This window comes from Armatimonadota bacterium (genome assembly GCA_029907255.1).
GTDB lineage: Bacteria > Armatimonadota > UBA5829 > DTJY01 > DTJY01 > JAIMAU01.
In genome coordinates this window covers 17546-43664 of record JARYMF010000003.1, presented here as the reverse complement: position 1 = coordinate 43664, position 26119 = coordinate 17546, and the positions used below count along the sequence as shown (strand labels likewise).

At 44.7% G+C, this 26119-nt stretch carries 21 protein-coding genes; 10 read left to right on the top strand and 11 right to left on the bottom strand.

Features of this window, described 5'->3' with window-relative positions; all coding sequences use genetic code 11:
- Positions 1–60 precede the first annotated feature (60 nt).
- From QHH26_02920 to QHH26_02910, 3 genes are all read right to left on the bottom strand, one after another.
- Positions 61–828: a PHP domain-containing protein gene (locus tag QHH26_02920; protein MDH7480913.1), complete on the bottom strand. Its 768-nt coding sequence runs from the start codon at positions 826–828 to the stop codon at positions 61–63.
- A 52-nt stretch (positions 829–880) separates the two neighbouring features.
- Complete coding sequence (gene pyrE / locus QHH26_02915; protein ID MDH7480912.1) at positions 881–1444, bottom strand: orotate phosphoribosyltransferase; 564 nt, start codon at positions 1442–1444, stop codon at positions 881–883.
- 61 nt (positions 1445–1505) lie between these two features.
- On the bottom strand, positions 1506–2855 hold the full coding sequence (locus tag QHH26_02910) for a dihydrolipoamide acetyltransferase family protein (protein MDH7480911.1): 1350 nt from the start codon (positions 2853–2855) through the stop codon (positions 1506–1508).
- Between the two features lie 172 nt (positions 2856–3027).
- Here QHH26_02910 and QHH26_02905 point away from each other — a divergent pair, with 172 nt between their 5' ends.
- The gene (locus QHH26_02905; protein ID MDH7480910.1) at positions 3028–4008 is read left to right on the top strand and encodes an aldo/keto reductase; all 981 of its coding nucleotides are present in this window, start codon (positions 3028–3030) and stop codon (positions 4006–4008) included.
- On the opposite strand, the gene QHH26_02900 is transcribed toward QHH26_02905, so the two are convergent.
- From QHH26_02900 to smpB, 3 genes are all read right to left on the bottom strand, one after another.
- Entirely contained in the window at positions 3980–4777 is a 798-nt protein-coding gene (locus QHH26_02900) for a class I SAM-dependent methyltransferase (GenBank protein ID MDH7480909.1), read from the bottom strand. The two genes, QHH26_02905 and QHH26_02900, sit on opposite strands and share 29 nt — an antisense overlap.
- Before the next feature lie 181 nt (positions 4778–4958).
- Complete coding sequence (locus tag QHH26_02895) at positions 4959–8024, bottom strand: hypothetical protein (protein ID MDH7480908.1); 3066 nt, start codon at positions 8022–8024, stop codon at positions 4959–4961.
- Positions 8025–8272: 248 nt separating this feature from the next.
- Positions 8273–8734, bottom strand: a complete 462-nt coding sequence (smpB, locus tag QHH26_02890; GenBank protein ID MDH7480907.1) for an SsrA-binding protein SmpB — start codon at positions 8732–8734, stop codon at positions 8273–8275.
- 174 nt (positions 8735–8908) lie between these two features.
- On the opposite strand from smpB, the gene QHH26_02885 reads away from it, so the two are divergent.
- A complete protein-coding gene (locus QHH26_02885; GenBank protein MDH7480906.1) occupies positions 8909–9157 on the top strand; it encodes a hypothetical protein in 249 nt (82 codons plus the stop codon).
- Positions 9158–9160: 3 nt separating this feature from the next.
- Positions 9161–10390, top strand: a complete 1230-nt coding sequence (gene dinB / locus QHH26_02880) for a DNA polymerase IV (protein MDH7480905.1) — start codon at positions 9161–9163, stop codon at positions 10388–10390.
- A 29-nt stretch (positions 10391–10419) separates the two neighbouring features.
- On the opposite strand, the gene QHH26_02875 is transcribed toward dinB, so the two are convergent.
- The 3 genes from QHH26_02875 to QHH26_02865 all read right to left on the bottom strand — a co-directional run bounded on the left by QHH26_02875 (position 10420) and on the right by QHH26_02865 (position 15694).
- Positions 10420–13545 (bottom strand): GH116 family glycosyl hydrolase, encoded by a 3126-nt coding sequence (locus tag QHH26_02875; protein ID MDH7480904.1) that lies wholly within the window; start codon positions 13543–13545, stop codon positions 10420–10422.
- A gap of 106 nt (positions 13546–13651) precedes the next feature.
- Complete coding sequence (locus QHH26_02870) at positions 13652–14626, bottom strand: substrate-binding domain-containing protein (GenBank protein MDH7480903.1); 975 nt, start codon at positions 14624–14626, stop codon at positions 13652–13654.
- A 33-nt stretch (positions 14627–14659) separates the two neighbouring features.
- A complete protein-coding gene (locus tag QHH26_02865) occupies positions 14660–15694 on the bottom strand; it encodes an ABC transporter permease (protein MDH7480902.1) in 1035 nt (344 codons plus the stop codon).
- A 214-nt stretch (positions 15695–15908) separates the two neighbouring features.
- On the opposite strand from QHH26_02865, the gene QHH26_02860 reads away from it, so the two are divergent.
- The 6 genes from QHH26_02860 to QHH26_02835 all read left to right on the top strand — a co-directional run bounded on the left by QHH26_02860 (position 15909) and on the right by QHH26_02835 (position 22942).
- Complete coding sequence (locus tag QHH26_02860) at positions 15909–16949, top strand: TIM barrel protein (protein MDH7480901.1); 1041 nt, start codon at positions 15909–15911, stop codon at positions 16947–16949.
- A gap of 20 nt (positions 16950–16969) precedes the next feature.
- A complete protein-coding gene (locus QHH26_02855; protein ID MDH7480900.1) occupies positions 16970–17740 on the top strand; it encodes an AAC(3) family N-acetyltransferase in 771 nt (256 codons plus the stop codon).
- 1 nt (position 17741) lies between these two features.
- A complete protein-coding gene (locus tag QHH26_02850; GenBank protein ID MDH7480899.1) occupies positions 17742–19094 on the top strand; it encodes a sulfatase in 1353 nt (450 codons plus the stop codon).
- 49 nt (positions 19095–19143) lie between these two features.
- A complete protein-coding gene (locus QHH26_02845; GenBank protein ID MDH7480898.1) occupies positions 19144–20868 on the top strand; it encodes an FAD-dependent oxidoreductase in 1725 nt (574 codons plus the stop codon).
- 325 nt (positions 20869–21193) lie between these two features.
- Positions 21194–21814: a superoxide dismutase gene (locus QHH26_02840; protein MDH7480897.1), complete on the top strand. Its 621-nt coding sequence runs from the start codon at positions 21194–21196 to the stop codon at positions 21812–21814.
- Positions 21815–21982: 168 nt separating this feature from the next.
- Positions 21983–22942 carry a PD-(D/E)XK nuclease family protein gene (locus QHH26_02835; GenBank protein MDH7480896.1) on the top strand — a complete coding sequence of 320 codons (960 nt, stop codon included), beginning with the start codon at positions 21983–21985 and terminating at the stop codon, positions 22940–22942.
- A gap of 38 nt (positions 22943–22980) precedes the next feature.
- Here the strand turns inward: QHH26_02835 and ald are convergent, their stop codons facing one another.
- Positions 22981–24111, bottom strand: a complete 1131-nt coding sequence (ald, locus tag QHH26_02830) for an alanine dehydrogenase (GenBank protein ID MDH7480895.1) — start codon at positions 24109–24111, stop codon at positions 22981–22983.
- A gap of 219 nt (positions 24112–24330) precedes the next feature.
- Between ald and QHH26_02825 the strand changes: the two genes are divergently transcribed.
- Positions 24331–25062, top strand: coding sequence for a methyltransferase domain-containing protein (locus tag QHH26_02825; protein MDH7480894.1), 732 nt, complete (start codon positions 24331–24333; stop codon positions 25060–25062).
- Between the two features lie 80 nt (positions 25063–25142).
- Here QHH26_02825 and QHH26_02820 read toward each other — a convergent pair whose 3' ends face one another.
- Complete coding sequence (locus QHH26_02820; protein ID MDH7480893.1) at positions 25143–26093, bottom strand: ROK family protein; 951 nt, start codon at positions 26091–26093, stop codon at positions 25143–25145.
- Between the last annotated feature and the right edge of the window lie 26 nt (positions 26094–26119).

The following is a 26119-nucleotide window of genomic DNA, read 5'->3' as shown; positions in this document are numbered from 1 at the left end:
ATAAACCTCCCTCGATGGAGTTTTTGCTATTTGCGCCCTAAAATTATTTCTTATTCACAACTACTTTTTTTCTTTTTCTGCCTTAGACTGGGGCAACCAAATATCCTCCTCAGTGATTCCTAGATGTTCGATAATTGGTTGAACCTCTTGAACATTTCCCACATAGTCAAGCGAATGAGCATCGCTACCAATTGTGAACTTTAGACCCATTTCCTTGCAAATTTCATAAAACCAAAGTGAAAACTCAAGCTGACCTTGACCTAATGCTCGTCTACTAATCTCCATTGCGACGTTATTTTTCTTTGCAGTTTTCAGTGCTTCTACAAGGTCATCTTTTTGGATGTAGTCCAAAATCCTTACAGAACACACGCCTGGCACTACGTAAAATGGATGGGCTATGACATTTACCCAAGGAATGCTCACTGCGTATTCGAACATTCGGAGGTAATATTCACCTAATGAGCGGTCGTCTTTTGCTTTTGGCAAATCAGTTATTCCTGTATTTTGGAAGTGCGTAGCGCCCGCCATTACAAAATCGAGAATTTCAGCAATTTCTGGGCCAGCTGCAGTTCTTCCAGGAGCCATAATTTCAGCCTCACAACCAAAATAGACCGTCGGTGAACCGTTTGACTCTGCTTTTGCTCTAGCAACATCGGCACGGATTCTATCGAAAATGCTGCGGTCGGTAAATGTATAGAAGTGATCAGTAATTGCTAAACGTGTAATTCCCCTTTCAGTTGCCTTCCGCACAATATCGGCCGGGGTCATCTCCGCCCGGCCGCATGGTGAATGATAAGTATGTATGTGCAAGTCTAGGTCCAGCTTCAAAATTTCTCTCTAATCCCCCTTTAGACAATTTTTTATACATCCCGCCTGTTTCTTATGTCTCTGTCAATGGAACACCCGCCTTGCATTGCGGACAATCGGCAGGCTCCCATTTATCAACCACAAGACTCAATAATGCCTCTGTCTTTACGCCAAAGTTGGTGTTACCGCCTGTTCGGTCTACAAGCAACCCTACCCCCACAAGAACGCCGCCATTATTTTTGACCACGTCAATTGTATCCCTTACCGAGCCCCCGGTGGTCAAAACATCATCAACTACAAGTACACGCGTTCCTGGCTCAATCCTGAAATTCCGCTTTAGAACCCGTCCGCCTTCATCTGATTTCTCGGCGAAAATCCCCCTTGTTCCAAGCTGTTTACCAACCTCATACGCCAAAAGGACACCGCCTGTTGTCGGCCCGATAACTAGTTCAACCTTATCGTCCTTGAACCGACGAGCAAGTTCGGCACACAGCTCCTCCACGTATTCAGGGTATTGAAGAACCTGGAATTTTTCAAAATATAAATTACTGTGCAAGCCTGATGTAAGTTTAAAATGTCCATGCAGCAAAGCGCCAGACTTCTTAAATATTTCTAAAACGCGTTCTTGGCTTAGCATATTAACCTCGACTTAAAATATAGTGCCAGAAAAAAGCGAGAGCCCAACACCTAAAGCATTGTCATATCAACAACTGATATGGCGACTCGAGAAGTTCCTTAACCTTTCGCAAAAATTCGGCAGCTGGAGCGCCATCGAGAACTCGGTGGTCAAACGACAAGCATAAATTCATCATAGAGCGCACAGCCACGCTATCACCCACAGCAACTGGCTTTTTAGCGATTCTACAAACGCCAAGGATTGCGCTTTGGCCAGGGGTAATAATTGGATTGAAAATATCCACACCATACGCGCCAAGATTCGTTATTGTAAATGTGCCGCCAGCCATATCTTCGCCTGACAAGCCGCCACTCCGTGCTTTATCTACCAATCGTTTTATCTCAGTTGAAATTTCTGCAAGGCTCTTTTTTTCAGCATTACGTACAACAGGAACAACAAGGCCTCCCTCGATAGCAACCGCTATTCCTATGTTTACATCAGCTGGGATTCTAATTTCATTGCCCTGTAAGCTTGCGTTAACCATAGGATGGTCAAGAATAGCCCTGGCAGCTGCTTTAACAATTATGTCGGTGAAAGAAAGGCGTACGCCATATTTGCGTTCAAATTCTGCGAGAATTTGCTCCCTTACTCTCACTGCCTCAGTCATGTCGACCTCAGCAGTCAAGGTAACATGAGGTGCACTCTGGGCGCTTTTTGTCACGTTATCAGCAACAATCTTCCGTATGCCAGAAAATGGGATAACCTTCTCCTTAATGGATGGATAAGAAGGTTGCGCCTGAGTTGTTGCTCGAATAACATCTTCTCGCGTGATTTTCCCTTGTGGGCCTGTGCCAACCACTTCTTTAAGGCTAATGCCCTGCTCAGCAGCTATTTTCGCCGCGAGCGGTGTAACCTTGACCTTTACTGGTTCTCCTTGTTCAGCAATATATGCTAAAACATCTTTCTCAACGACTCGCCCGTTGGGACCTGTTCCTCGTCCTGCCAGTGCCTCAATAGGAACACCTTGCTCTTCTGCTATACGTTTTGCCCTAGGAGAAATAAAAACGCGCTCGTTAGCAATTTGAACATCCTTATCGGTTGGCTTTTCTTGCGGAGTCGATGCACCTGGCGTAGATTGGATTCCAAAATCAGGAGGCTTTCCAACTTCAGCAAGAATATCGTCAATTGGCTCATCTGGCGTTCCAATGATTCCTATCAAACCCATCACCGGAACAACTTCTTCAGGCTGGGCGATTATCTTTCGAAGAACCCCAGATGCCGGGGCTTCAACCTCCATGTTTACTTTATCCGTCATCACTTCAAGCAAGGGTTCGCCCTTTTCGACAGTTTCACCCTCCTGCTTAATCCATCTAATAATTGTTCCTTCTTCCATTGTTTGCCCGAGCATGGGCAACACAACCTTTGTCGCCATCGCTTTTCTCCTAATGCTTGCTTGAGCTAGTTATTCCTACCGCCATGTTGAATTTGTTCAATCTAAGGATACACTAAAATAAACTTAAACTTCAAGCCTATGATGCAATCTATTGGCGTGCTTTGCCAGAATTTGATATATTATGCAAGAAAACGCAAAATCGGAGGTTGAGATGAAATACAGAAGCTTGGGAAGAACAGGATTGAAGGTTTCCGAGATAGGTTTCGGCGCATGGGCAATTGGAGGTGAATGGGGATCAAGAGACGACGATGCTGCCGTATCCGCAATCCATCGCGCAATGGACTTAGGCATTAATTTCATAGATACCGCAGCTGGATACGGCGATGGACATAGCGAAAGGTTGATTGCTCGTGCATTTCGCGAACGTGGTGAAAGATGCTACGTCGCATCCAAAGTAATGCCTAAAAACTACAAATGGCCTGCTCTTCCTCACATCCCTGTTTCTGAAGTCTTCCCAAAAGATTGGATTATCTCAATCACCGAGCGCAGCCTCAAAAATCTTGAAACAGACTGCATAGACCTAATGCAACTCCACGTATGGACTGAACGCTTCAATCATGAACTCGAATGGTATGAGGCAATGGTAAAGCTTCAAGAGCAAGGCAAGATAAGATTCATAGGCGTTAGTCTCAATGACTGGGATGCCGCAAGCGGGGTTAACCTTGCGAAGTCAGGTCGTGTTGACAGTATTCAGGTAATTTACAACATATTCGAGCAAAAACCCGCTGAGGAACTCTTTCCTGTTGCCATTGAGTATAACATCGGAATCATAGCAAGGGTGCCTTTTGAAGAAGGACTTCTAACAGGCAAGATTGGACCTGGCTATAAGTTCCCAGAAGGCGATTGGCGTGCTCGCTGGCTTTCAGGCGGCCGGTTGGAAGAAGCCTGGGAACACGTGCAGGCGCTCAGATGGGTTGAAAACGAAAACCGCACGATGGCACAAGCAGCACTTAAGTTTATTCTTGCTCACCCGGCAGTCTCAACCGTTATACCAGGAATGAGAAGCATTAAGCATGTGGAAGAAAATGTCGCGGTTTCCGACAGTGTAACCCTCACTCCCAGCGAAGTGGAGCGCCTCAAAACGCATGCTTGGGTACATAACTTTAAGTACCCTTGGGCTGCAGATCGCTAGCAACTTCTTGGTGGTTAGACAAGGCGAAAGGCTTTCTGCATAAGAAAACAGTAAATGGCGCCTCGAGATTTGCAAACAACTTATTCCTCATATCAAAGGTTTGAATTTCTGTAAATCCAACACGTTTTAAGGCTTGCTTTACTGTGCTTATTGAATGGCATTTTTGTAGCAGTTTTAAATCCTTGCGTTCCCATTCCCCAATCAGCCTAAAAGTTGTAACTTGAAACTCGCCGACTTTTTTCCTCGGCTTATAAATACCACGAACAACGCATACATGGTCGGGTTTTACAATGCTAGTTACTTTTTGGTTACGCAACTCATATGTTTTCTCGCAATTTAAATCAAAAAGGAACCATCCTCCTGGCTTTAAAACAGCATAGACGTTAATGAAAACACCTGTTAGCTCATTAATATTCATAACATGGTTTAGGCTATCGGAAGTAGAAATGGTAGCATCAAATTCTTGGGGCAATTTAAAATATCGAGCATCAGCGACAAAAAACTTAGCTTTCGGCGCATTTTGCTCAGCATACCGAATCATCTCAGCCGACCCATCGATTCCCGTTACTTTATATCCTAGCTCGGTAAGCGCGTGTGCAATTTGGCCTGTCCCACAGCATAGGTCAAGAATATGGGCTCCTTTTGGCAATTTTGGCAATAATAACTTGTCAAGAACAGGTATTATTAAATCGCAACACCCCTTGCCCCAATATTTGTTATAGAAAAACGCAAAATCATCGTAGTCGGAATACCGAGCTACTGCACACATTCAGTGTTTTTCCTCCATATAAAAAATCTTCCTTGACGCTCACATTCTTCTTATCGGCAACTTATGCAATCGTTTTCATACAATTTTTATTTAATGCTAATTATAATTGTGATAATTCTTCCAGCTCTAGAATCTTAAGCCAGTAATTTCTCGTTAAATTGAACAATTCGGGGCTTTAAATCTATCCCTCTACCGAGCAACCATACTCAGCCAGGATTTGTCCTCTAATGCGATCAATGAGGAACATAACCGCACGCTGTGAAGGTACTCTTACTTTTAGTGTTTTGCCGCTTTGCATATCTGTCAAATCGAACTGCCTATCCATATTAGTTTCTGAGACAATTGTGTAAAGTATCGCTTCTTTGAATAAAAGCGGCCTAATTAAAACCCCTGGATCGAGCGCTTCTGTTTCAATTTTGAACGGTGATATTACCGCTGCTTGCTTTAGGGCAAATGAGTAAAGGGCTGCTAGTGGCTCCGAATTGTCTGCTAATTCAAATGGCAACGAAGCAAATATCAGTTTGCCTGCGCCAATTGTCTCATTTTTGATAATGTTCGCTTGCCCACTAACCACTGCTTTATCTACCCGATGTATCTTCTCACCACCAAAGCTAAGGCGAAATTCATCGCCCAATATAATTATTCTCTCCTCGCGGCTGACGGGTTGGGTTTCGGTGTGTATGCCTATTCTCGACAACCGTTCTGTCGGACGCCTGTACTCATCCCATTCAATCGGTCCAGTAACAAGCATTACTGCGCCCTCTTCTACTGCCCTTATTAACTTTTCCCATGCCTGATTGCTTAGGACTCTTGGGGATGGAAGAATTATCAACCTTGGTTTCCCTAGATTTTCAAGCGAGTACTCACCTACGACTCGCATAGGCACGCCACAATGATAGTGCATTACCCGGACTGCCATTCGAACAGCCGAAGAAGCAAGGTCGCGAACGCTGTACATGCTCGAGTAAGGTATAACCATTACTACGGGTTCAATTTCGCGACCAATCATATATTGCCTGGCTTTTACAACGAAATCTTTAATCCTGGGAATTATCTCAAGTTCTGGTTTAGCCGTTAAATCAGCCCTATGGAATCCTATAGCAGCCTCATTATCGTCCGGCATGTAAATGTTTGTGTTCCATATCCATTCGATAAACCCGGCACATCCGGAAGCAAAAGCCATTACCAATTTTCGCTCGAGCAAGTTTCTGCAGTCTTCCTCGGTTCGTCTCGCCGTACGACCAGGTTCCTCTATGTGCATTATGCCAGTTTCTTCTACGACACTTGGCTTTTCAGGAACTTTGCTCGTCAGCCCTGACCAAAGGAGGTCGTCGTTTAGCCACCACGTATGTGTGCTAGTGAAATCAACCTCTTTCCAGTGGAACTGGGGGTTGGGGCGCTCGCTTGCTCCACCTTCGTCCTGTCCAACTGTTATGAGCTGTTTTGGATTGCCATTAGCACGAATGCAATTAGTCATAATTCTTACCCAATTGTTGAAAATGTCCTGTGCAAAAAGACGGTAATCTAACACTCGCAGGTGACCTTCGCCCCGATAAACGAACTTGTCCTCAAAATCTTCCAGCGAAGGCAAACTAATCGAGCTACCACATGTTAGCCGCCACTTTTCCGTCAGCTCCTCTTTGTCAGGATGCCGCTCTTCTATCCACTTTTTCCATGCCTGTTCCTCCCACTTGTCATGGTTAGGCCGACTGCGCCAAAATCTACCATGACCGGGTATTGAAGGCTCATTTATTAGGTCCCACATAACATTGTTAAACGGCGCTAGTCGCTTAGCGAAAGCCGAGACAAACTCTTGTTGTCCTTGAAGGCTCCGAGGATCCAAATATGGGTTCTCTCCTTCGAACGCTTCCGGCGCAAAAGTGAATAAGGTAAAAATGACAGGCATTTCATATTTTGCCGCTGTAAGCATGAAAGCAGTTACCGCTCGCATTGCACCTTCATTGGGTGCGCCTGGGTCCAGCATCACATGCCTAAATGTTGTCCACAGGCCCGTGCGAACAATATTGATACCTGCTGCTTTCATCTCGGCAAAATCACGTTCCCAAACAGCAACGTTTGGCTCTAGAAGGAACTTTCGATGAACATCGGAAGCCATATACGTGGTCCCAACAAGTGGTGATGGTTTGTCGCCACGCATGAAATAATCCTTTCCTGCAGTTAGTGGTTGGGTCATTTTAACCAATGCGCTGTCATAACACCAAAACCCAGTTGTATAATAATCTGCATATTTATCTGTCAGCTCAGCATTGCCCGTTGAAAGCCTTGCCTGAACGGTGTAAACACCTGGACTAAGAGGTACTTTAAGAGGGACCACGAGATAGTATGGTGAGCGGAAATCACTGATATCCAAATTCTCCTGAAGAATGGTTATATTTTCCTTCCGCACCGTTAAAAAAAGGCTTAGTTTGGAAGTCTCATCCTTAGAATCCTTGAATCTGTTTGCATGAACAACTAATGCCGCTCTTTCCTCTGGGTAATAGCACGCAAAGGATGGCCTAATTTCAAATTCATGCGCCCCAATCAATGCAAACCCAGCCAGACGAGTAATAATTTCCTTCCTAGGCATGGAATCCGCAGTAAAATTGGCAAAGACCCATCGCCCCCCAGCAAAACGTCCGAATATGCGGTCCAAAGCGATAATTGGTGCTACTATTCGTCTACCATTTGAATCCAGCCCATGTATTAGGGGACGTATGATTGCTTCCCTTGCTCCTGAACTTCCTATCTGGCCAGGGTGGTCGGGTTTGGACGTTAATCTAACCTGGAGTTCATATACTAATCTGCATGAGAATTCATCAATTAGACCGGATAGAAGCGGTTCGGTTTCCAAAGTCTCATATGACGTAACAGAATTCGTTGAAACAGGGTAGACTTGGTTGATGCCAAGCTCTCGATGATACGCTGTCTGGCGCATCTCCTGTCGCCAGCTATCACCATCTCTTCTCACAGGAACGCTAAAGGGTGCACCCCCCAAGTTCAAGATGCAGCCGCCAGATTTGAGATAAGCTAATATTTCAGGCCAAGCTGCTTTTGGGAAAGCCGAACCATAGGGATTAACCAATAAATTGCAGCGTCCTTCGCTTAATTCCTTTTTTAAATCCTCTATCCCAACTGTTCGCACAGAATCCACAGGAGGCAGCGCCTCTATCAGCTTTTTAGAATCAATCTCGACAGTGTCTATGAATGGGAAACCTTGCTCATGAAAAATTAGCACGCGCCCTTTCATATTGCCCTTCCTAAAAAGAAATTGATGGCTAATACTACCAATAGGCGTTCATTCTTATATATCGGCTTACTATGCTGAATAAATCACCACTGAAATGCGGTCTTTTCCCAAATTTAAAAAGGGGAACCACCCAACTAAAAGCGAAGAATCAGTCCCACACCATGCAAAAGTATCCTTAATAGGTAATTACACACGCACTAAGGATAATCAGCGCCAAGCTTTAATGAAAGCCGCTATTCGTAAAGCACTCACTCACGACCAGTCATCGAGCGAAGTGCTTCGCGACGAGCATCACGCTCTGCTATGGCTTGTCTTTTATCATAAAGCTTCTTGCCGCGACATACGCCAAGCTCTATTTTCGCATATCCGCGCTCAAAATAAAGTTGCAAGGGGATTAGCGTAAGCCCTTTCTGTTGAGTCCATGCCATAAGTCGCCGAATTTCATTACGGTGCAGAAGGAGTTTCCTAGGTCTCCGAGGGTCAAGATTAAATCGCGTGCCGAACTCATACGGTGCGATATACATGTTATAGAGCCAAACCTCGCCATTCTCAACGCGCGCAAAGCTTTCTTGAAGGCTCACTTTTCCTGCGCGAACGCTTTTTACTTCAGTGCCAGCAAGGCAAATTCCCGCCTCATAAGTCTCCTCAATAAAGTACTCATGTCGCGCCCGCCTGTTAATAGCTATGACTTTACGTCCCTGCTGTCTCATCGTATTCCTCCAGACATCGGGATTATACCAAATAGTTTGCCTGGGGTCTAACCTCAAATTTAGTCTTGACAAAAATAGCTAGGCAACCTATAATACGAACGTATGTTCGATAACACTCCAGCGTGCAATCGTGGGCAAAAACAAAAGCAACTCTAGGTTACAGAAGGTAACACTATGGAAGCCACACGGATAGATGAAAACATTCGCGTCTGTGCAGCTTTTGAAGGTCGGCGAGTCTTCCCCATCTGGTTTCGATGGCGAGATAGATACTACAAAGTGAAGAAAATCAATTTTACTTGGAAGAGCAACCAAGGTTCCGCAAAACTCCATTATTACGCCGTAACCGATGGTATTAACACTTACGAGCTATGCTTCAATTCCCGCACGCTTGAATGGATATTGGACCGAGTTTACACGGAGTAGACCATGGAGAAAAGGCGCATTATTCTATTAGTCGACATGAATGCGTTTTTTGCGAATATCGAGCAAATGTCCAACGACCGCCTGCGAGGAAAGCCAGTTTTGGTAGGTGGTTCCCCAAGCCGGCGCTCGGTGGTAGCAGCAGCTAGTTATGAAGCCCGACCCTATGGAATTCAGTCCGGAATGCCGCTCGCAAAAGCCCTGGTACTCTGCCCAAACGCCATATGGGTCGAAGGAAACCCATGGAAGTACATGGACACCGCAAGCCGTGTATTCCAAATCTGCGCAGAGTATACCGACCGAATGGAGATTTATTCTATTGACGAGTGCTTCCTGGACGTCACCGACATACAAGATAGATTTGGCGGCGCATGGGAAATCGCTCGGTCAATCAAACAACGCATACGTACAGAGTTGGGATTGACCTGTTCAATCGGTATTGGACCGAACAAGTTGCTTTCTAAACTAGCCGCCGGCATGAAAAAACCCGATGGCTTGACGGAGATAAAACCCGAAGAGGTAAAAGACCTGCTTGAGGACCTGCCTGTAGAAAAGCTTCACGGAATTGGAGAGAAAACGCGAATTCGACTGGAAAGAATGGGAATTACCACTGCGGGTGCACTCGGACGCGTTCCAGTCGAATCGCTCAAGCGAAGATTTGGCATCCTAGGGAATATCTTACATGAAATGGGAAACGGCATAGACCGCTCGCCAGTAATTCCGTACTACAGCGTGCCTGACCTCAAATCTATAGGCCACTCCTATACACTAAACCACAACACACGTGATTGGGATTTGGTCCATCGCCACTTGTTACGTTTGTCGGAAATGGTAGGCAGAAGATTAAGAAAGCAAAACTACGCCGGTAGAACTGTAACGCTCATTCTCCGATATGAGGATATGGACACTTTCTGCCGGCAGAAAAGCACTTCAGAATACCTTGATGACGGCTATGCTATATACAAAGTAGCTGCTTCCATACTATCCCAGCAGCAAGAAGATAAACGCCATATACGCTTGGTAGGGGTATCTGTATCGAACTTAATCAAAGGAATATACCAATTGGAACTCTTTACCAATCGCCGGTATAGAAATTTGCTGAAAGTCTTAGACAGCATTAACGACAAATACGGCGAATTCACTGTGAAGCGTGCGTCGCTGGTAGACTTGGAACTCCAACCGAAAACCCATGGGTTCGAACACAAAAATATAGTCCAACGGTTAACACCGACCTAATTCATCGCATTCCGCATCATCCATCCACTTCACCATTCGACCTCTATTGTTAGTCTATCTCCTGCCTTTAAAGCCACTGACTCTTTGAAAACTACCGTTAGCGCTTTGCCTTCCTGCGAGCTTTCTATAGGAAGGCTTTTTCTTGATAATCTAACTACCAAAGACTTTGGCTCCACATTAAGCGGGAGATGAATTGTTATAGATTTAAGCGCTAGGCTGCCATATGCAAGGTCAATTGTATCAACTTGGCTTGTTGATGTTATGCGTTGTGTAAATGTTCCCCACCCTTCAGCAGCGGAGAAGAAGGAACAATGATCTTCAGGCTTAATTTTGGGGTTGAATGCGATTGACCCTTTAGGCCCGCAATATGAAATCCCCTGGGCCATAAGGAGCATCCCCCAACTGCTCATTGCTCTTGCGTAGTGTTCTCCACACTCAATCTCACTCCAAGGATTGCGTTTTATTGGTTTGCGTGGGACACCGTTGTATCGCTCACTTACAGCCTTTACAATCCGATATGCATCCTTGATTTTACCTTCATGTATAAGTAGACCAGCAACCTCATATTCAATCCCCGTCCAAACCTCGTCGGCATAAAGAATTGCTTGTTCTGGTCGTCCACCATATGGCCACGTGCAGTTAAGCAGGCCCATATCGCCAGGTCCGGCAAAAGCACGCTGTTGACAAACCTCCCCAAAATCCCAACGCCAGTCATACTTTAGGATTGAATCAAGCGCTGTTCGTATCTTTTCCTGGGGCAAAAGATAGCCGAGGTCGAGTATGTTAGCCCACCATTGACCTAAAAGCTGGTCAGCATGACAACCAGTACCATAAGGACGATTTGCATCTGGATTCTCGTTTGGCCAATCTTCAACTATCCAGGCTTTGTCTTTACTAGCTGCCGCCTTGTCTTTGCTATCAATGTGAATATAGTATTCACCATTCCATAAGGCTTGATCCAGACGCTTCCTCCCTGTTTCAAAAAGCAAATGATATCGCGTTGAATCTGCATCTCCTTCAACCTTTGCCATCTCCTCAGCCGCACGCAGAGCTGCCAAATAAAGAGTGCCAATAAAAGTGTTTGGACCATACATTGCTGCATCGTAAGTGTTCCACTGCTCATTGACTAAAACGCCGTCAGCATTAGGGTCCCAATTATTTATAACAAAATCCATAGCAAGCTTAATTTTGGGCCACATTTCATCTAGCCATTCACGATTTGCAGACAACCTGTATTCACGATAGCTCTTCAGGATTGTTCCAAGCTGGCCATCAACAAATGGCCCCGTGCTTCTAGGCGCAGTAAGCGGAAGAACTGTTCGATGTCTAACCGCTCCAGAAGGCTCTTGCTGCACAGTCAAATCTGTCTTTCGCATGTTCCGCTCGAGTTCTGGGAAAAGATGCGCAAGGGTTTGCTCATAGTTCCAAACGTGAGTGCAGTTCATGGGACAACAGCCGGCACCCTCATAGCCATGAAATGAACCATCAGCTATCCACATGCAAACTTGGCTCGTTAGAGTACTGGCTTGAGAAGATATACGATCAAGGAACCAATATGGAAGATTGCTGTTGTAGAATGTTTTCCGGAAGAGTTGTGTTTCTCTTGCCAGCCGTTCATAATTAGCGGCAAGGTATTCGGCAACCGCAAGTGAATCTTTGAACCAATTGCTAAACATCCTTCCAAGCCAATCATTTTCGTGAGCTTTGTCATACTCTGCATAATAGTTCGGAAAATGCCACGTAATGAAGAACACAACTGACTTTTCTTCACCTGGTCTAAGTGTTATGGGAACCGCAAGTGCTCCGTTCCATGTTCGACCTTTCCGACTTTTGCCAGCTGGCCCAACGTTATCGAATTTTCCATTTGCTGCAAAGTCAGACCACATTGTTTCGGGGATATCCCACTGAACCATAGCAGAAGCCTGTCCCAAAGTGCCGAGCGTCATGGTCCCAAATTGACGCTCGGTGGGAGAGATAGAAGAATTGTACATATGAATTGCGGCAAAGTTTTTGCCCTCAACTAACTTATTCTCATTGCCACCGTAACCAGCAAATCTTACGCCCTTTATTTCAGACCTGCCATCGTAATTCACCGCGTTTTGCAGCGAAGCACCGATAGAAGCGAAAACATTAACTGTTTGTGGGTTCTTTATCCTAAAAACAAAGTAAATACCAGGGATTCCGGAATCCTTTGCATTCATTGGTATAAACGGCGAAAACGCTTCCATACTAAGCGTAATCGGCAGATTTGGGTCTTTGTACCTCACTTCGGCGATTGGAAACTCACCAATAAACTCGGTTTCTTTTATTGTTGGTAGTCCTTCGATTGATGTTGTTTGAAGAACACGTGCTACAGGATCTTTTCCTTCAGTTTTTGCCCATATTGCAAAGAACTGTCCTGGTACCACGCATTCGGCGTTCACCTTATTAAAAATCTGCCATTCACGTAGAGAACCATCACCACATATAGCTATGTTTCCTGCCCCTATACCTCCAAGAGGCATTGCTATATCCAAAAGCTCTCTTCCTCTATATACTTTGCGTTTGGTTGGTAGCATAAGTTCTGCAAGCCACTTTTCCCTTGCGAGCTCTTTTTGCTTGCGGCTTGCCTCCATCTTTCCAATCTCATCATCGGTGAGCTCCCTTATGTCATCGACGTTGATATGTCCCCAACCACCAGAATGTCTATCAACAATCTTTAAATATGCCTGCCGCCCAATAAAAGAAGACACATCCCAGTAACGACGGGTCATGTTTTCAGCGTTACAACCGGTTTCACGAAATAGCTCCTTGTCATTAGAAAAGTCATATAGGGCTATGTACGTTTTATCCCAATGGCATCCGCCGCCAACCAACATTGTTATCATTTTCGACGAGATAATAAAGACTGGCGACTTCAGCTCAACTTGGGCTTCGTCTTTCATATTTTCATATGTTCCAATAAAATATCTGCCTTGTTTGCCAAAGTTGCCGCCATAACGGTCATCATCCTTGTCTACCGGCTGTTTTCCAGCATCTCCCCATACTATTGACCATCCCTGAAGCGTCCCATCCTCGAAGTCCCAATTGACCAGTGCCAATACTGGAGACGCCATAATCAGAAAAGATAATAGAATTAATGGAAATACAGGAGTGAAAGAGAGCTTATTACGCATAAATGCCTCCTAAAATTATAGAATGGCCAGGGCATTAGGATATCCCCGGCCATGTTACCTTATACTAAAAAATTCTGAGCTAAATTAATATTTTGCTCTAATACTACTAAAGTGCCTCGCCACCCTTTTCAACATTCTCTTTTGTGTATATGCGAGTACCAAGCGTTATGTTCTTCGGAACCTTTTCACCTTTAAGTATTTTGATAGCTACGTCAATTGCTTCTGCTCCACCTGTTGGATATTGAAATGTTGCTGTTAGGATACCTTCTTTTACATATCGAATTCCTTCGTGAGGCAATGCATCAATTCCGATGAATTTGATTTTCTTTTCTCGTCCTTTTCCCTCTTGTTTCGCTGCCATATACGCGCCGTGAGCGCTTGGATCGTTATGCCCATAGACTGCATCAATCTGAGGGAAACGAGCTAGTGCCGATGCCATCTCACGCTGGGCATTTGGTTCTAGCCAACGGCAGTCAGCACTAAAAATAATCTCTAACTTCGAACCCTTGATTCCTTCCATAAATCCGTTGTGTCGTTCCTGACCTGGCGTTGAAGTCATTAGGCCTTTCAGCTCGACAATTTTTCCCTTGCCGCCAAGAATTTTTACCAAATACTTTCCTGCCTCACGCCCAATTTTTACATTATCTGCACCTATAAAACAGGTGTATTTGTCACCTTCTACCTTCCTATCGAGAACTATCACTGGAATGCCAGCTTCAATGGCTTCTGCAACCGGTTTGGTAAGCGGACGTGCTTCCTTGGGACTAATAATTATCAAGTCAACACCTTGTGAAATGAACTCCTTTACTTGCGCTTGCTGAACAGCCGTGTTATTTTGAGCATCCTTGAAGATTACCTTAATTTCAGGGTGCTTCTTGGCTGCAGCCTCAATATCAGCGTTCATCTGCACACGCCAAGGTTCGCCTAAATTGCACTGGGACATTCCGATTATCCAGGTCTTTCCTTCTCTAGCCGAATCCTTTGCTTGTTCGGAAACCTGCTTTTTGCCGCAGCTAGCAGCAAACAACCCCGTTACCAGAAAAATAGCTAAAATAGTATATTTGCGTCTATCAATCATCATAGGCATCTCCTTTGGGAACTAGTTGATATTCCCTTACTCTTTCCTCCTTTGTTGAATTAGTACCGCTGCCACTATTATTGCGCCCTTTGCCAACAAGCGAAATGCCTCCTCTACACCGTTAATGCTTAGAATTTTGTTGATGTACCCGATTATCAGCGTGCCAATAAGAGTAAAGAACATGCCGCCTCTACCGCCCATTAGGCTCGTTCCACCTATAACAACTGCTGCAATCGCATCAAGTTCGTATGTAAATCCAGCTTCCGGGTCACCCAAATCCAAGCGCGTTGCGTTCGAAATTCCAGCAAGGGCAGCCATTCCTCCACAAAGTACATAAGCTATAACCTTTGCCCATCCAACTCTTACGCCTGATAATCTAGCTGCTTCTTCGTTACCGCCGATTGCATAAAGATGGCGGCCGAACCTTGTATATCTTACAACTATCAGCATGATAATAATATTAATTAGAAAAAGCAACGTGATTGGCTGAAGTCCAAACCCTGGGAGCTTTTGAGTCATCCACCCAAAAAACTCTGGAGAACCGCTTTGGAGCTTGTATCCCTCCAAACCTGGTTGTACCTTGACTCCTCCAGAAATCCACTTTGCCGCCCCTCTTGCTGCAACCATCATCGCCAAAGTTGCAATAAATGGCTGCATCCTAAACTTTGCTATGAAGAAGCCATTAATTAACCCCGCAATTGCACCTGTGAGTATAGTTGCTAATACCGCAGGTAAAGGTGCCCAGCCCTTGGCAATCATTAGAATTGAAAAGAATGTTGCGGCAAAGCCAAGAACTGAACCAACCGAAAGGTCTATTCCGCCCGTCAGAATTACAAGCGTCATTCCGGTAGCTAAAATGCCATATTCAGCATATTCAAAAAGTATGTCACTCTGTGTACTCAGCGTTAGAAAGACGGGCATTCCGGTTGAATACGACTTCGGAGTAAAAAAGACGCCGAGAAGAAAGACTGCAACTAATGCAGCAATACCACGGAAATTTCCAAGAAAGTCCAGCACGCCTCGTATGGCATTAAAATCATGAGTGGATTCAGCTTTTTGCTTTCGCTTCATAAGGTGTTCCTGATAGCCTTTTAAATTAAGTCTGTGTTTATGTTCTTTTGGTTTGAAAATTATCCCTGCCTGCGTATAATTCCTGTTTTTAAATTGCCAAAACAAAATCCTATTATCCAAAAAGCCGCAGATTGACAGAGCTTCTACCCAGTGTTAGAATCCATCCAGTGCAAGTACTTGCAACTAAATTTCCTACAAGGAGGCACAGCAACCAATGGAAAGATTAAAAAATAGCATTGGCATATGGATGGCAGGCAAGACACCGACAAGATTTATGCCTGATGGTTATCATGCCGAGGTTGCAGACGAGCCTATGCCTGAGAAATATGCGCGCATGGCAGAAGGGCTAGGCGACCTGCTCGATGGTTTTGAAGGCCACTATCCGCAGGAAATTAACGAAGACATCGAGAAGGATGTCCTTCAAGCAATTGGAAACAAAGATTTCTATGCAGTAGCGCTCGGAACCTTCTGTATGCCGGAGCTCAAGATGGGCTGCTTCATGAATCCTGACCCCGGTTTGCGTCGAAAATCAATGGAAATCACAAAACGAGCAATTGACCAAGCCGCAAGACTGGGCGCAAAGTTAATAATCTGGCCAGGAAATGATGGGTATAATTACCCCAATCAAGCTGATTATACCGAAATGTGGAAGCTTTTTATAGATGGCATTGCAGAAGCAGTCGAATATGCAAATAGCAAAAAAGTACCTGTGCTTTTAGAAGATAAGAATAGCGAGCCTAAAATGCGAATTCTCCTTGCAAATCAGGCAACTTGCATCTTAGTCATCAAAAAGCTCGCAGAAATGGGAATTGATACTAGCAACGTTAAGGTAAACATGGATTGGCAACACCTCATTATGCGCGGTGAAAACCTTCCACAATATGCGGCACTCCTTGCAAGTGAAGGCTTGCTCGGACATCAGCACGCAAACTCAGGTTGGGGCCAATTTGATGATGATAATATCGTTGGCGCATCCTTTATCGAGCAAACATTTGGCATGGCAATTGAGTTACAGCTTCTCGGATATGGAAAGAATGGTGAACGCATAGGATATGACCTATTCCCATATACCGAAGACCAAATTGAAGCAGCAAGAATGAGCATAAATGTCTGGAACCACCTCTGGGACAAAGCTGCACAGATAACCCAAGGCCCACTTCGCGAAGAATACCTTGCGGCAAGAAAGAGGATGGACACAATCCAAGTGCTGAAAATAATAAATCATGTCCTTTTAGGAATGCCCAAGCAATTTTAGATTTTAGATTGGCGCAAGAAATGCCCTCAATTACAAAGAATGACATTATAACAGGTCTACGCAATCTGGGTTTAAAGCCGGGGGATGCAGTGCTCACTCACTCGTCGCTTTCTTCGTTTGGTTATGTCGACGGCGGAGCGGATGCTGTCATCGACGCTATTATTGAATCTGTTAGTCAAGGCGGCACCGTTCTCTTCCCAACACTAACTGGCAATGAGAACCTCTCGCCAGATAATCCGCCGGTTTTTGACGTAGCCAATACTCCATGCTGGACTGGATTAATTCCTGAAACTGCCCGCAAACGTCAAGACTTTATTCGAAGCGCGCATCCAACACACTCAGTTTGCGCGTCGGGAAAGGAAGCAGAACGTTTTATAGAAAGCCATGAGTTCTCGCCTACGCCATGCGGCGAAGGCTCTCCATACGATAAGCTTGTAGAAGCAGGTGGCTATATTTTGCTTATTGGCGTCGGCCATGAATGCAACACAACTATGCATTATTGTGAAGAAATGGCCGGTGTTCCATATCACCTCCAGGAAAAAGAAGCTTATGCAATGGTAAGGTATCCTGATGGTAGAACAGCCGATGTTCCAGTGAGATTACACAAGTATGGCATCCCTAGAAACTTTGCACGGCTAGAGCCCGAATTTTTAGCAAACGGCATTCAAACAGAGGGTAGAATTGGAGAAAGCATAATCAAATTAGTAAAAGCCAACAAAATGGCTGAAATGGTCCTTGCTTATCTCCGCAAAGACCCATTTTTCCTTGTTACTAAAGACGCAGGGAGATGAAATGAGAATCATATATTTCGACATAGACTGCTTGAGGCCTGACCACCTAGGATGCTATGGATACCATAGGCCAACCTCACCAAATATAGACGCCATTGCCAAACAGGGAGTCATTTTTCAACATTATTATTGTGCAAACTCCCCATGCCTTCCATCAAGAGCAAATTGGATTTCTGGACGCTTTGGCATTAGAAATGGGGTGGCATCTAACGTTGGTGTTGGTGCAAAATTTCATTTGCGACACACAAATTACGGCGGTCCAGAACCTGACAACGAGCTATTTACGCGCAAATTGAGGGCTTGCGGCTATGATACGTTTAGCTTCTCCAACTTCGCAGACCGCCATAGCGCATATTGGTTCATGTGCGGCTGGACAGAATTCCATACGCCAAACCTGAAATGCGGAAGCGAGACTGCTGAGGAAGTAAATGCTCCCCTTCTCCGTTGGCTTAAGACAAACGCAACCCGAGAAAACTATTTCTTGCACATCAATTATTGGGACGCTCACCGATGCTATAAAATGGACGCATCATGGGCTGACAAATTCAAAGACTTTCCAGTTCAACAAACGTGGCCTGATGAAGAAGCTATTCGCAAACACCAGGAAGTCCAAGGACCATTTACGGCACAAGGACAATTTAAAGATGGAATCAGCCCATTCCCATTAATGCCTGGGTCCATCTCCTCACGCCAAGACTTCGAGCACATTATAACAGGCTACGACGCCGCGATCGCCTACGTCGACCATCATGTTGGAATTGTGCTTAACGAACTGGACCGTCAAAAAGTCTTAGATGATGCTGCAGTCATTATCTCGGCTGACCATGGAGATGCTTTTGGTGAGCATGGGATATACTCCGACCACGTATGCGCTGACGAATGCATCCACCGAATACCACTAATTATACGCTGGCCTGGCGTAACAAAGGAAGGCTGTAAATCAGATGCCTTCCTCTACAGCATAGACTTCGCTCCAACCTTATGTGAACTTTTAGATATCGAAATCCCCGAAGACTGGGACGGTAAGTCATTTTTCGAAAATTTGCAAGGAAAACCTGGTTTAGATAGGAATTATCTTGTTTGGGACCATGGACTTTACACAATCCAGCGGGCAGTTCGTACAAAAAGGCACTTAATGGTGCGGACATACGATCCCCTTTGCTACAAGTTTGAGCCAATCGAGCTTTACGACATAGAAAATGACCCCTACCAAACTACAAATATTTCCGATGAGAAACCGGAAATAGTTCAAGAATGCATTGCCATCCAAAACAATTGGTTCGATGAGCAGATGGCGAAGCCTCATGCCATCATTGATCCACTACAAAAAATACTAGAAGAGCGCGGAAAGTAATCAATCATTCTTAACTGAAACAATACGTTAATTTATGTGGAGGCGAGCTATGAAAAAGCTGACCCACAAGGTTGATTTTTGTGTTGTAGGCGGTGGAATGGCGGGTATTTGCGCTGCCATTGCTGCTGCCCGACAAGGTATTAAGGTGGCTATCATGCAAGACCGCCCAGTCTTCGGTGGTAACTCTTCAAGCGAAATAAGAGTTCATATTTGCGGAGCAGACCGCCATGGCAAAATACCAAACATGCGAGAAACAGGCATCCTCGAAGAGCTGAGGCTCGAAAACCTTCGCCGTAATCCGCAAAGAAGTTTTTCCATTTGGGACACAATCCTCTATGAAAAGGTAATGCTTGAGCCAAACTTGCAGTACTATCTAAACTGTTCTTGCCTTGACGCAAAAATGGATGGCACAAGAATTAAGTCTATTACCGGATGGCAAACAACAACGCAAACTTATCATACAATAGAAGCCAAAATTTTCGCTGATTGCTCAGGAGATGCAATTCTTGCCCCGTTAACAGGGGCTGAATATCGCGTAGGGCGTGAAGCAAAGAGCGAATACAACGAATCCATCGAGCCTGAAGTTGCTGACCGCAAGACTATGGGCATGACACTCCTCTTTCAAGCAAGGGACACGGGCTCGCCCCAGCATTTCGAACCACCCAGTTGGGCCTATGACTTCCCATCTGACGATGACTTGCCTTACCGCCATCATGGGTGGCTTGAGATGGGTTATTGGTGGCTAGAGCTTGGCGGCGAGAACGATAGCATATATGACACTGAGAAAATACGAGATGAACTCCTAAAGATTGTTTATGGAATGTGGGATCATCTTAAGAATCATGGCGACCATGGTGCAGAAAATTGGGTGCTTGAATGGGTCCAATTCCTTCCTGGCAAACGCGAAAGTCGCCGCTATATTGCCGACCATATGCTTACCCAAAATGACATCGAAGCAGAAGGACGCTTCCCGGATATAGTAGCATATGGCGGTTGGACAATGGACGACCACCACCCAGGTGGCTTTTGGTGGAAAGGCAAGCCGACAATATTCCACCCTGCTCCTTCACCATATGGAATACCTTACCGTTCCCTATATTCGAAAAACATCGAAAACCTTATGTTTGCAGGGCGATGCGCTGGAATGACACATGCAGCCATGAGTTCAACACGGGTAATGGGGACAGCCTCAGTGATGGGGCAAGCTGTCGGCACAGCAGCCGCGATTGCGGTTAAAAAAGGGTTAACTCCACGAGAAGTCAATGCGCATATAGAAGAGCTTCAGCAGTCTCTACTACGCCAGGACTGCTATCTCCCATGGGTAAAGCAAAAGTTTTCCGAGCTGACAAAGAAATCTACACTTAAGGCATCATATGGTGACCCAGAACCTCTAAGAGATGGAATCAATCGTCCGGTAGGTGATATCCAGCACGCATGGGATGGGCGCATTGGAGACAGCGTTGAATATACTTGGCAAATGCAACAGATGGTTTCAAGCGCGACCTTAATATTTGACAGTGCACTTTCGAAGATTATTCAGATGAGCTATCACCAACGAGACAACCAGCTGCGATGTATACCAGAAGAAATGGTGAAAGACTTTCGTATTGAAGTAAAAACGCAAAATGGCTGGAAACTATGGCGCAACGTGAAAGGTAACTACCAGCGTATGGTTCGCCTTGATATAGGAATCCCTGCAACAGGTATACGCGCAACGTTTGATTCAACTTGGGGCGCAGAAAAAGTGAGATTATACGCTTTCTATATTGATTAAACTTATGCAAAGGAAACTTGCAATTCAAGCCCTTAATTAGCTGGCAAGGCATTTCCCCCTATTTTTGAAACGCTCAACTTTGAAGCAATCGCTACAAAGCTATTGAAAACACAACTCCTAAAAAACAATCGGGCTTACGCGGTTTCGATTTCATTACCCATGGGTATATGCAAACTATAAATTGGGCGAACAGTTGCGGGAAGTTGGGAGAATGAACAGGCGCAATTTCCTCTTACTAGCGAGTTGTAGTTTATCTTCCCTGATTTTGATTATCCCAGAACTGTTTGCATCCAAGTCTATTAAACTTAAAGGAGGAATAAAACCAATGGCACATGAACTGCCACCACTGCCCTATGATTACAATGCCCTCGAACCATACTATAGCGAGGAATTGCTCCGCCTTCATCATGATAAGCATCATGCAGCATACGTTGCAGGGCTAAACGCAGCCGAAGAAAAAATCCAGTCAATGCTTAAATCAGGTGATTTCTCCAATATTAATTGCCTAGTTAATGACCTTGCGTTCCACGGGTCAGGCCACATCCTTCATTCGATATTTTGGACAAACATGAAGCCCAACGGTGGAGGAATGCCAGATGGCATCCTAGCTGATGCCATTAACGCTAATTTTGGCAACTTCGAAGCGTTCAAGAACCTGTTTTCTGCCACCAACAATGCTATCCAAGGCTCTGGCTGGACTATACTTGCATATAATCCCATGTTCGACAAACTTGTGATACTTGGCGCAGAAAAGCACGAGAATCGAACACAATGGGGTGTGGTTCCGCTTCTTGTCTGCGATGCTTGGGAACATGCTTATTATCTTCAATATCAAAACAAGCGTCCTGAATGGACAAAAGCATTTATCGAACACCTTGTCAATTGGGACAACGTCGCAGAACGCCTGCGCATGGCAAAAGCCTCTGCAATGGCAGAAGTTCGGTAATCGCCTTAGCAACAAGCCGATATCATAAAAACATTGCTTCAACACAATAGCCTGGGGGTAACAACCCAGGCTTTATTGTGCCAAACAAATTAGAAAACATAGTTTCATCTGTAGGAAACGCCTTCCTGCTTGTATAAATAGGGTAAAAACGCTTAAATAGAAACCATTATGGGTGGAACAAAAGTTCTAAGTTGGTCGCTGTCACGCGCTAGAATGTTTGAGGAATGCCCAAGGCGTTACTACTATACTTTCTACCTCGCACCCTTAGGCATCTATGAAGATGCACCCGAAGAAGCAAAACTTGCATATGAAATGAAGTTCATTAAAAGCCTTGATATGTGGATTGGTGATGTCGTGCATCAAACTATTCAATGGATGTTGGAACAATCACGGGAAGGCAAAATCGTCAATGTAGAAGATGCCCGCGCAGAAATTATGCGTAGGCTAAGGCAAGGCTGGCAGGGTTCACGTAATCAACTTTGGCGCAAAAATCCACCAGATGTATATCCCAATCTTTTCGAGCATTATTATAATCTTGAAGTCAACAACGCAACAAAAGAAAGGCTTAAAAACAAAGCACTCACCAGCATTACAAACTTCGCTGAATCAGAAATCCTAGAGAAAATCAACCAGACTCCCGCTGATAGATGGCTTCCGATAGATAAGAATGCAAGTTTTTACATGGACGGAATTCTCATGTATGTTAAGTTCGACTTTGCGCTCAAAGATGGCAAACGCATTCTTGTTTACGATTGGAAGACTGGCAGTGCTTCCCCATATGAAAGCAGGCAACTTGCATGTTATGCGATGTATACGTCTTCAACGTGGAATGCACCAATTGAGAATATAGCTGTATGCCCTACCCGTCTCCACCCAGATTTCCATTGTTTAGAAAACACAGTTAGCTTTGAGGAGATAGAAGATACAAAAGCATATCTCAAACAAAGCTTCGAAGCTATGGTGAGCTCTCTTCAAGATTCTGCGCGTAATATCGCAGTAATGGACGACTTTCCACCAACTTGCAATCTACACTGCTGTCTCAAATGTTCTTTCAAAGGAATTTGCGAATTAGGAAAGTATGCTTCCGGCGATTTAGATGATTTAATTGAAATTCAAGACGCAGAATAACATTTCCCCGCTTGACTATTTTAAATTACCTTAAAAAATTAAGCGCTTTTAATTTCGCCTAGCACCTCCTCAGCAGGCATGTAAGGCAAGTTATACTGTTCAGCAATTGGCTTTAGAACAACTTTACCAAAAGCGATATTTAGGCCAGCTCTAAGCGCTGAATCTTCCAGCAGTGCCTTTGGATAACCCAAATTCGCAAGCTTGACTACATAAGGCAGTGTCTCATTTGTAAGAGCATAAGTTGAAGTCCCAGCCACCGCACCAGGCATGTTTGTGACCCCATAGTGAACAATTCCGTCAACAACGTAAGTTGGATTGCTGTGAGTGGTTGGGCGAATAGTTTCAACGCATCCACCTTGATCAACTGCAACATCTACGATTACTGCACCAGGTTTCATTAGCTTGAGCATTGACCGCGTTACCAATATCGGCGCTCGCGCGCCTCTTAATAAAACAGCCCCGATTAAAAGATCTGCCTGCTTTAGTTTCTCCCGAATTGTATAGCGGTTAGAATGAAGCGTTGTTACGTTTCTAGGCATGACGTCATCAAGATATCGCAGGCGCTCGAGATCTACGTCCAAAATAGTAACATTCGCACCAATTCCAGCGGCAATCTTGGCTGCGTTTGCTCCAACTATGCCACCGCCAAGGATAACCACATGTGCAGGTTCAACGCCAGGAACGCCGGAGAGAAGGATACCACGACCAAGCATTGGTCGCTCCAAATACTTCGCGCCCTCCAGAACCGCCATGCGGCCGGCAATTTCGCTCATCGGCGTAAGGAGTGGTAGCGAACCGTCAGGCAGTTGGATTGTCTCATACGCCATGCAGATTGCGCCACTCCTTACCATTGCAAGCGTTAAATTCTTATCTGCAGCGAAGTGAAAATACGTAAAAATTATCTGCCCTTGTTTAATCATCGGAAATTCCTGAGGAAGTGGCTCTTTTACTTTGACAATAAAATCCGCTCGGCTCCACACTTCAGTAGCTGAGTCAACTATTTCAGCTCCAGCTTTTCGATATTCATCATCGGTAATGCCCGTCCCTTGGCCAGCATCACGTTCAATAAGCACTTTGTGGCCCATTTCAACTAACTGCTCCACCCCAGCCGGCACAAGAGCCACGCGATACTCGTTGTCTTTTATCTCTTTTGGCGTTCCAATTATCATCGCAATCTCCTTATCTAATCATGCTCATGCAATTTTAATTTATAGAAGGCAAGATATCAAGAATGGAACCTTAATCAATACTCAAATAATGTTTTCTCGGCTTTTACTAAGGGGAATCTAGATGATGATTCCTCATAGGCAGACGTCTTTCAACTTGCTATGAGGCTGTGCATTTTTGAGAGTTTAAGCTGTTGCTTGCGGAAAACGTCGAAAATTCATATGAAACCAAAACTTTTAAACCAAACGTTGAATGAACGAGACCCTTTCGATATCTTCAAACCTACGCGCTTAGAAATTGAGGGCTATCTAAGAGATGTCAAAATTGGGAACAAATGGCTTGGTGGAACTTCTGTTATTATGAGGCATCTAACTCACTTAATTAGCTCCTATCCCACCAGACAGCCAATTAGAATACTAGATCTTGCCACCGGTCTTGCCGATATACCAATGTCAATTGTGCGGTGGGCTAGGCGCCAAGGAATCGCAGTATGCATCACGGCTGTGGACAAAAACCCCATTGTTGTCGAACTTGCTCGCCAGTATGTCCGCTCATACCCAGAAATTGCAATTTACCAACAAGATATACTTCAGTTGCCTTTCAAGGAAGGCTCTTTTGACTTTATCACATGTTCACAAATTATTCATCATCTATCCAAAGATGACGTTATCCTGTTACTCCACTCTGCAAACCAAATCGCGCTTCAAGGTATCGTCGTCTCAGATCTTCGCAAAAGGACTTTATGCATACTTGCCGCCGATATAGGAGCGCTATTTATTAAAAATAAACTTAGCAAATACGACCTGCAACTATCATTCCGTAGCGCCTTTTCTCCGACAGAGCTATTGGATATTGCACATGAGGCTGGGCTTCCGCATGTAAGCCTTCATTTTCATGGGCCATGCAGAATTGCCATGGTGGTCGACAAAAAGATGTTGATTAATCAACAATGAATTAAGCGGCAAAACGCAAAAGCGAAGGCAACCTCTTGGTAAATTGATTTTTAACCGGCTTGTTTCAGCAAAAACCTTTCCTATTCTTCTTCTTTTGCAAGGTAAAGAGCGCCAATTACCCCCGCCTGGTCCTCAAGAGCTCCTTTTACAATGACAACATCGTCCACTAGCTGCTTCATCGCCCTTGCTTGGACTGTTTCTTTGATTTGGTGGAGAAGCAAATTGCCTACCTTCATAACCCCGCCGCCAATAATTACCATCCTAGGGTTGAGAATGTTGATTACATTCGAAACACCTAAACCTATGTACTCACCGGTTTCCTGCCAAATTTGAAGTGCAAGCTTATCACCATCATTTGAAGCTTTCGCCACATCTTCCGCCGTTACTGAAGCAATATCTTTAGCATAATTTAAAATCTTTGAATCCGAATTTTCCATTAGATACTCTCGTGTTCGACGTGCAATTGAAGTACCAGAGGCTAAGGCTTCCAAGCAACCCCATCTTCCGCAAAGGCATTTGGGTCCATTTGGGAGAATTATTTGATGCCCGAACTCCGCAGCATTGCCACAACCTCGATATAGCTTTCCATTAATAATGATTCCACCGCCTATTCCAGTGCCAATGTTGAAATAAGCCAAGTTATCTACCCCAACGCCTGCTCCTCGGCGCGCTTCTCCTAGCGCCATAAGGTTGACATCATTATCAATAAAAACAGGCACACAAAAGGCACTCTGGAAGTATTCTGCAAGTGGAAGATTGTCCCACCCGGGAAGATTTGGTGCAGTCAAGATTACGCCTTTTTCTCTATCAAGTGGACCGCCGCATCCAATACCAATTGCTCGAATGTTGCTTGGGGTATTGCCTGTCTGCGCAATAAGGTTCTTCAGGGCATGTTCAATGTCAGAAAGAACTTTTTGTGGACCCTGTTCGCGAGGTGTTGAAATACGCGAAAAGGCAATTATTTCACACGTATCATCGGCAATTGCAACTATTGTTTTTGTACCACCAATATCAACGCCAAGAATAGCCATTTGCTTCTATATCCGAGCCTTCACAT

Coding starts and splice junctions, on each gene's coding strand:
- QHH26_02835 (MDH7480896.1), top strand. CDS start 21,983: ATGGGTGGAACAAAAGTTCTAAGTTGGTCGCTGTCACGCGCTAGAATG.
- QHH26_02820 (MDH7480893.1), bottom strand. CDS start 26,093: ATGGCTATTCTTGGCGTTGATATTGGTGGTACAAAAACAATAGTTGCA.
- QHH26_02850 (MDH7480899.1), top strand. CDS start 17,742: ATGAGAATCATATATTTCGACATAGACTGCTTGAGGCCTGACCACCTA.
- QHH26_02825 (MDH7480894.1), top strand. CDS start 24,331: ATGAAACCAAAACTTTTAAACCAAACGTTGAATGAACGAGACCCTTTC.
- QHH26_02875 (MDH7480904.1), bottom strand. CDS start 13,545: ATGCGTAATAAGCTCTCTTTCACTCCTGTATTTCCATTAATTCTATTA.
- QHH26_02885 (MDH7480906.1), top strand. CDS start 8,909: ATGGAAGCCACACGGATAGATGAAAACATTCGCGTCTGTGCAGCTTTT.
- dinB (MDH7480905.1), top strand. CDS start 9,161: ATGGAGAAAAGGCGCATTATTCTATTAGTCGACATGAATGCGTTTTTT.
- QHH26_02900 (MDH7480909.1), bottom strand. CDS start 4,777: ATGTGTGCAGTAGCTCGGTATTCCGACTACGATGATTTTGCGTTTTTC.
- QHH26_02860 (MDH7480901.1), top strand. CDS start 15,909: ATGGAAAGATTAAAAAATAGCATTGGCATATGGATGGCAGGCAAGACA.
- QHH26_02855 (MDH7480900.1), top strand. CDS start 16,970: ATGCCCTCAATTACAAAGAATGACATTATAACAGGTCTACGCAATCTG.
- QHH26_02870 (MDH7480903.1), bottom strand. CDS start 14,626: ATGATGATTGATAGACGCAAATATACTATTTTAGCTATTTTTCTGGTA.
- smpB (MDH7480907.1), bottom strand. CDS start 8,734: ATGAGACAGCAGGGACGTAAAGTCATAGCTATTAACAGGCGGGCGCGA.
- ald (MDH7480895.1), bottom strand. CDS start 24,111: ATGATAATTGGAACGCCAAAAGAGATAAAAGACAACGAGTATCGCGTG.
- QHH26_02905 (MDH7480910.1), top strand. CDS start 3,028: ATGAAATACAGAAGCTTGGGAAGAACAGGATTGAAGGTTTCCGAGATA.
- QHH26_02910 (MDH7480911.1), bottom strand. CDS start 2,855: ATGGCGACAAAGGTTGTGTTGCCCATGCTCGGGCAAACAATGGAAGAA.
- QHH26_02895 (MDH7480908.1), bottom strand. CDS start 8,024: ATGAAAGGGCGCGTGCTAATTTTTCATGAGCAAGGTTTCCCATTCATA.
- QHH26_02845 (MDH7480898.1), top strand. CDS start 19,144: ATGAAAAAGCTGACCCACAAGGTTGATTTTTGTGTTGTAGGCGGTGGA.
- QHH26_02865 (MDH7480902.1), bottom strand. CDS start 15,694: ATGAAGCGAAAGCAAAAAGCTGAATCCACTCATGATTTTAATGCCATA.
- QHH26_02840 (MDH7480897.1), top strand. CDS start 21,194: ATGGCACATGAACTGCCACCACTGCCCTATGATTACAATGCCCTCGAA.
- pyrE (MDH7480912.1), bottom strand. CDS start 1,444: ATGCTAAGCCAAGAACGCGTTTTAGAAATATTTAAGAAGTCTGGCGCT.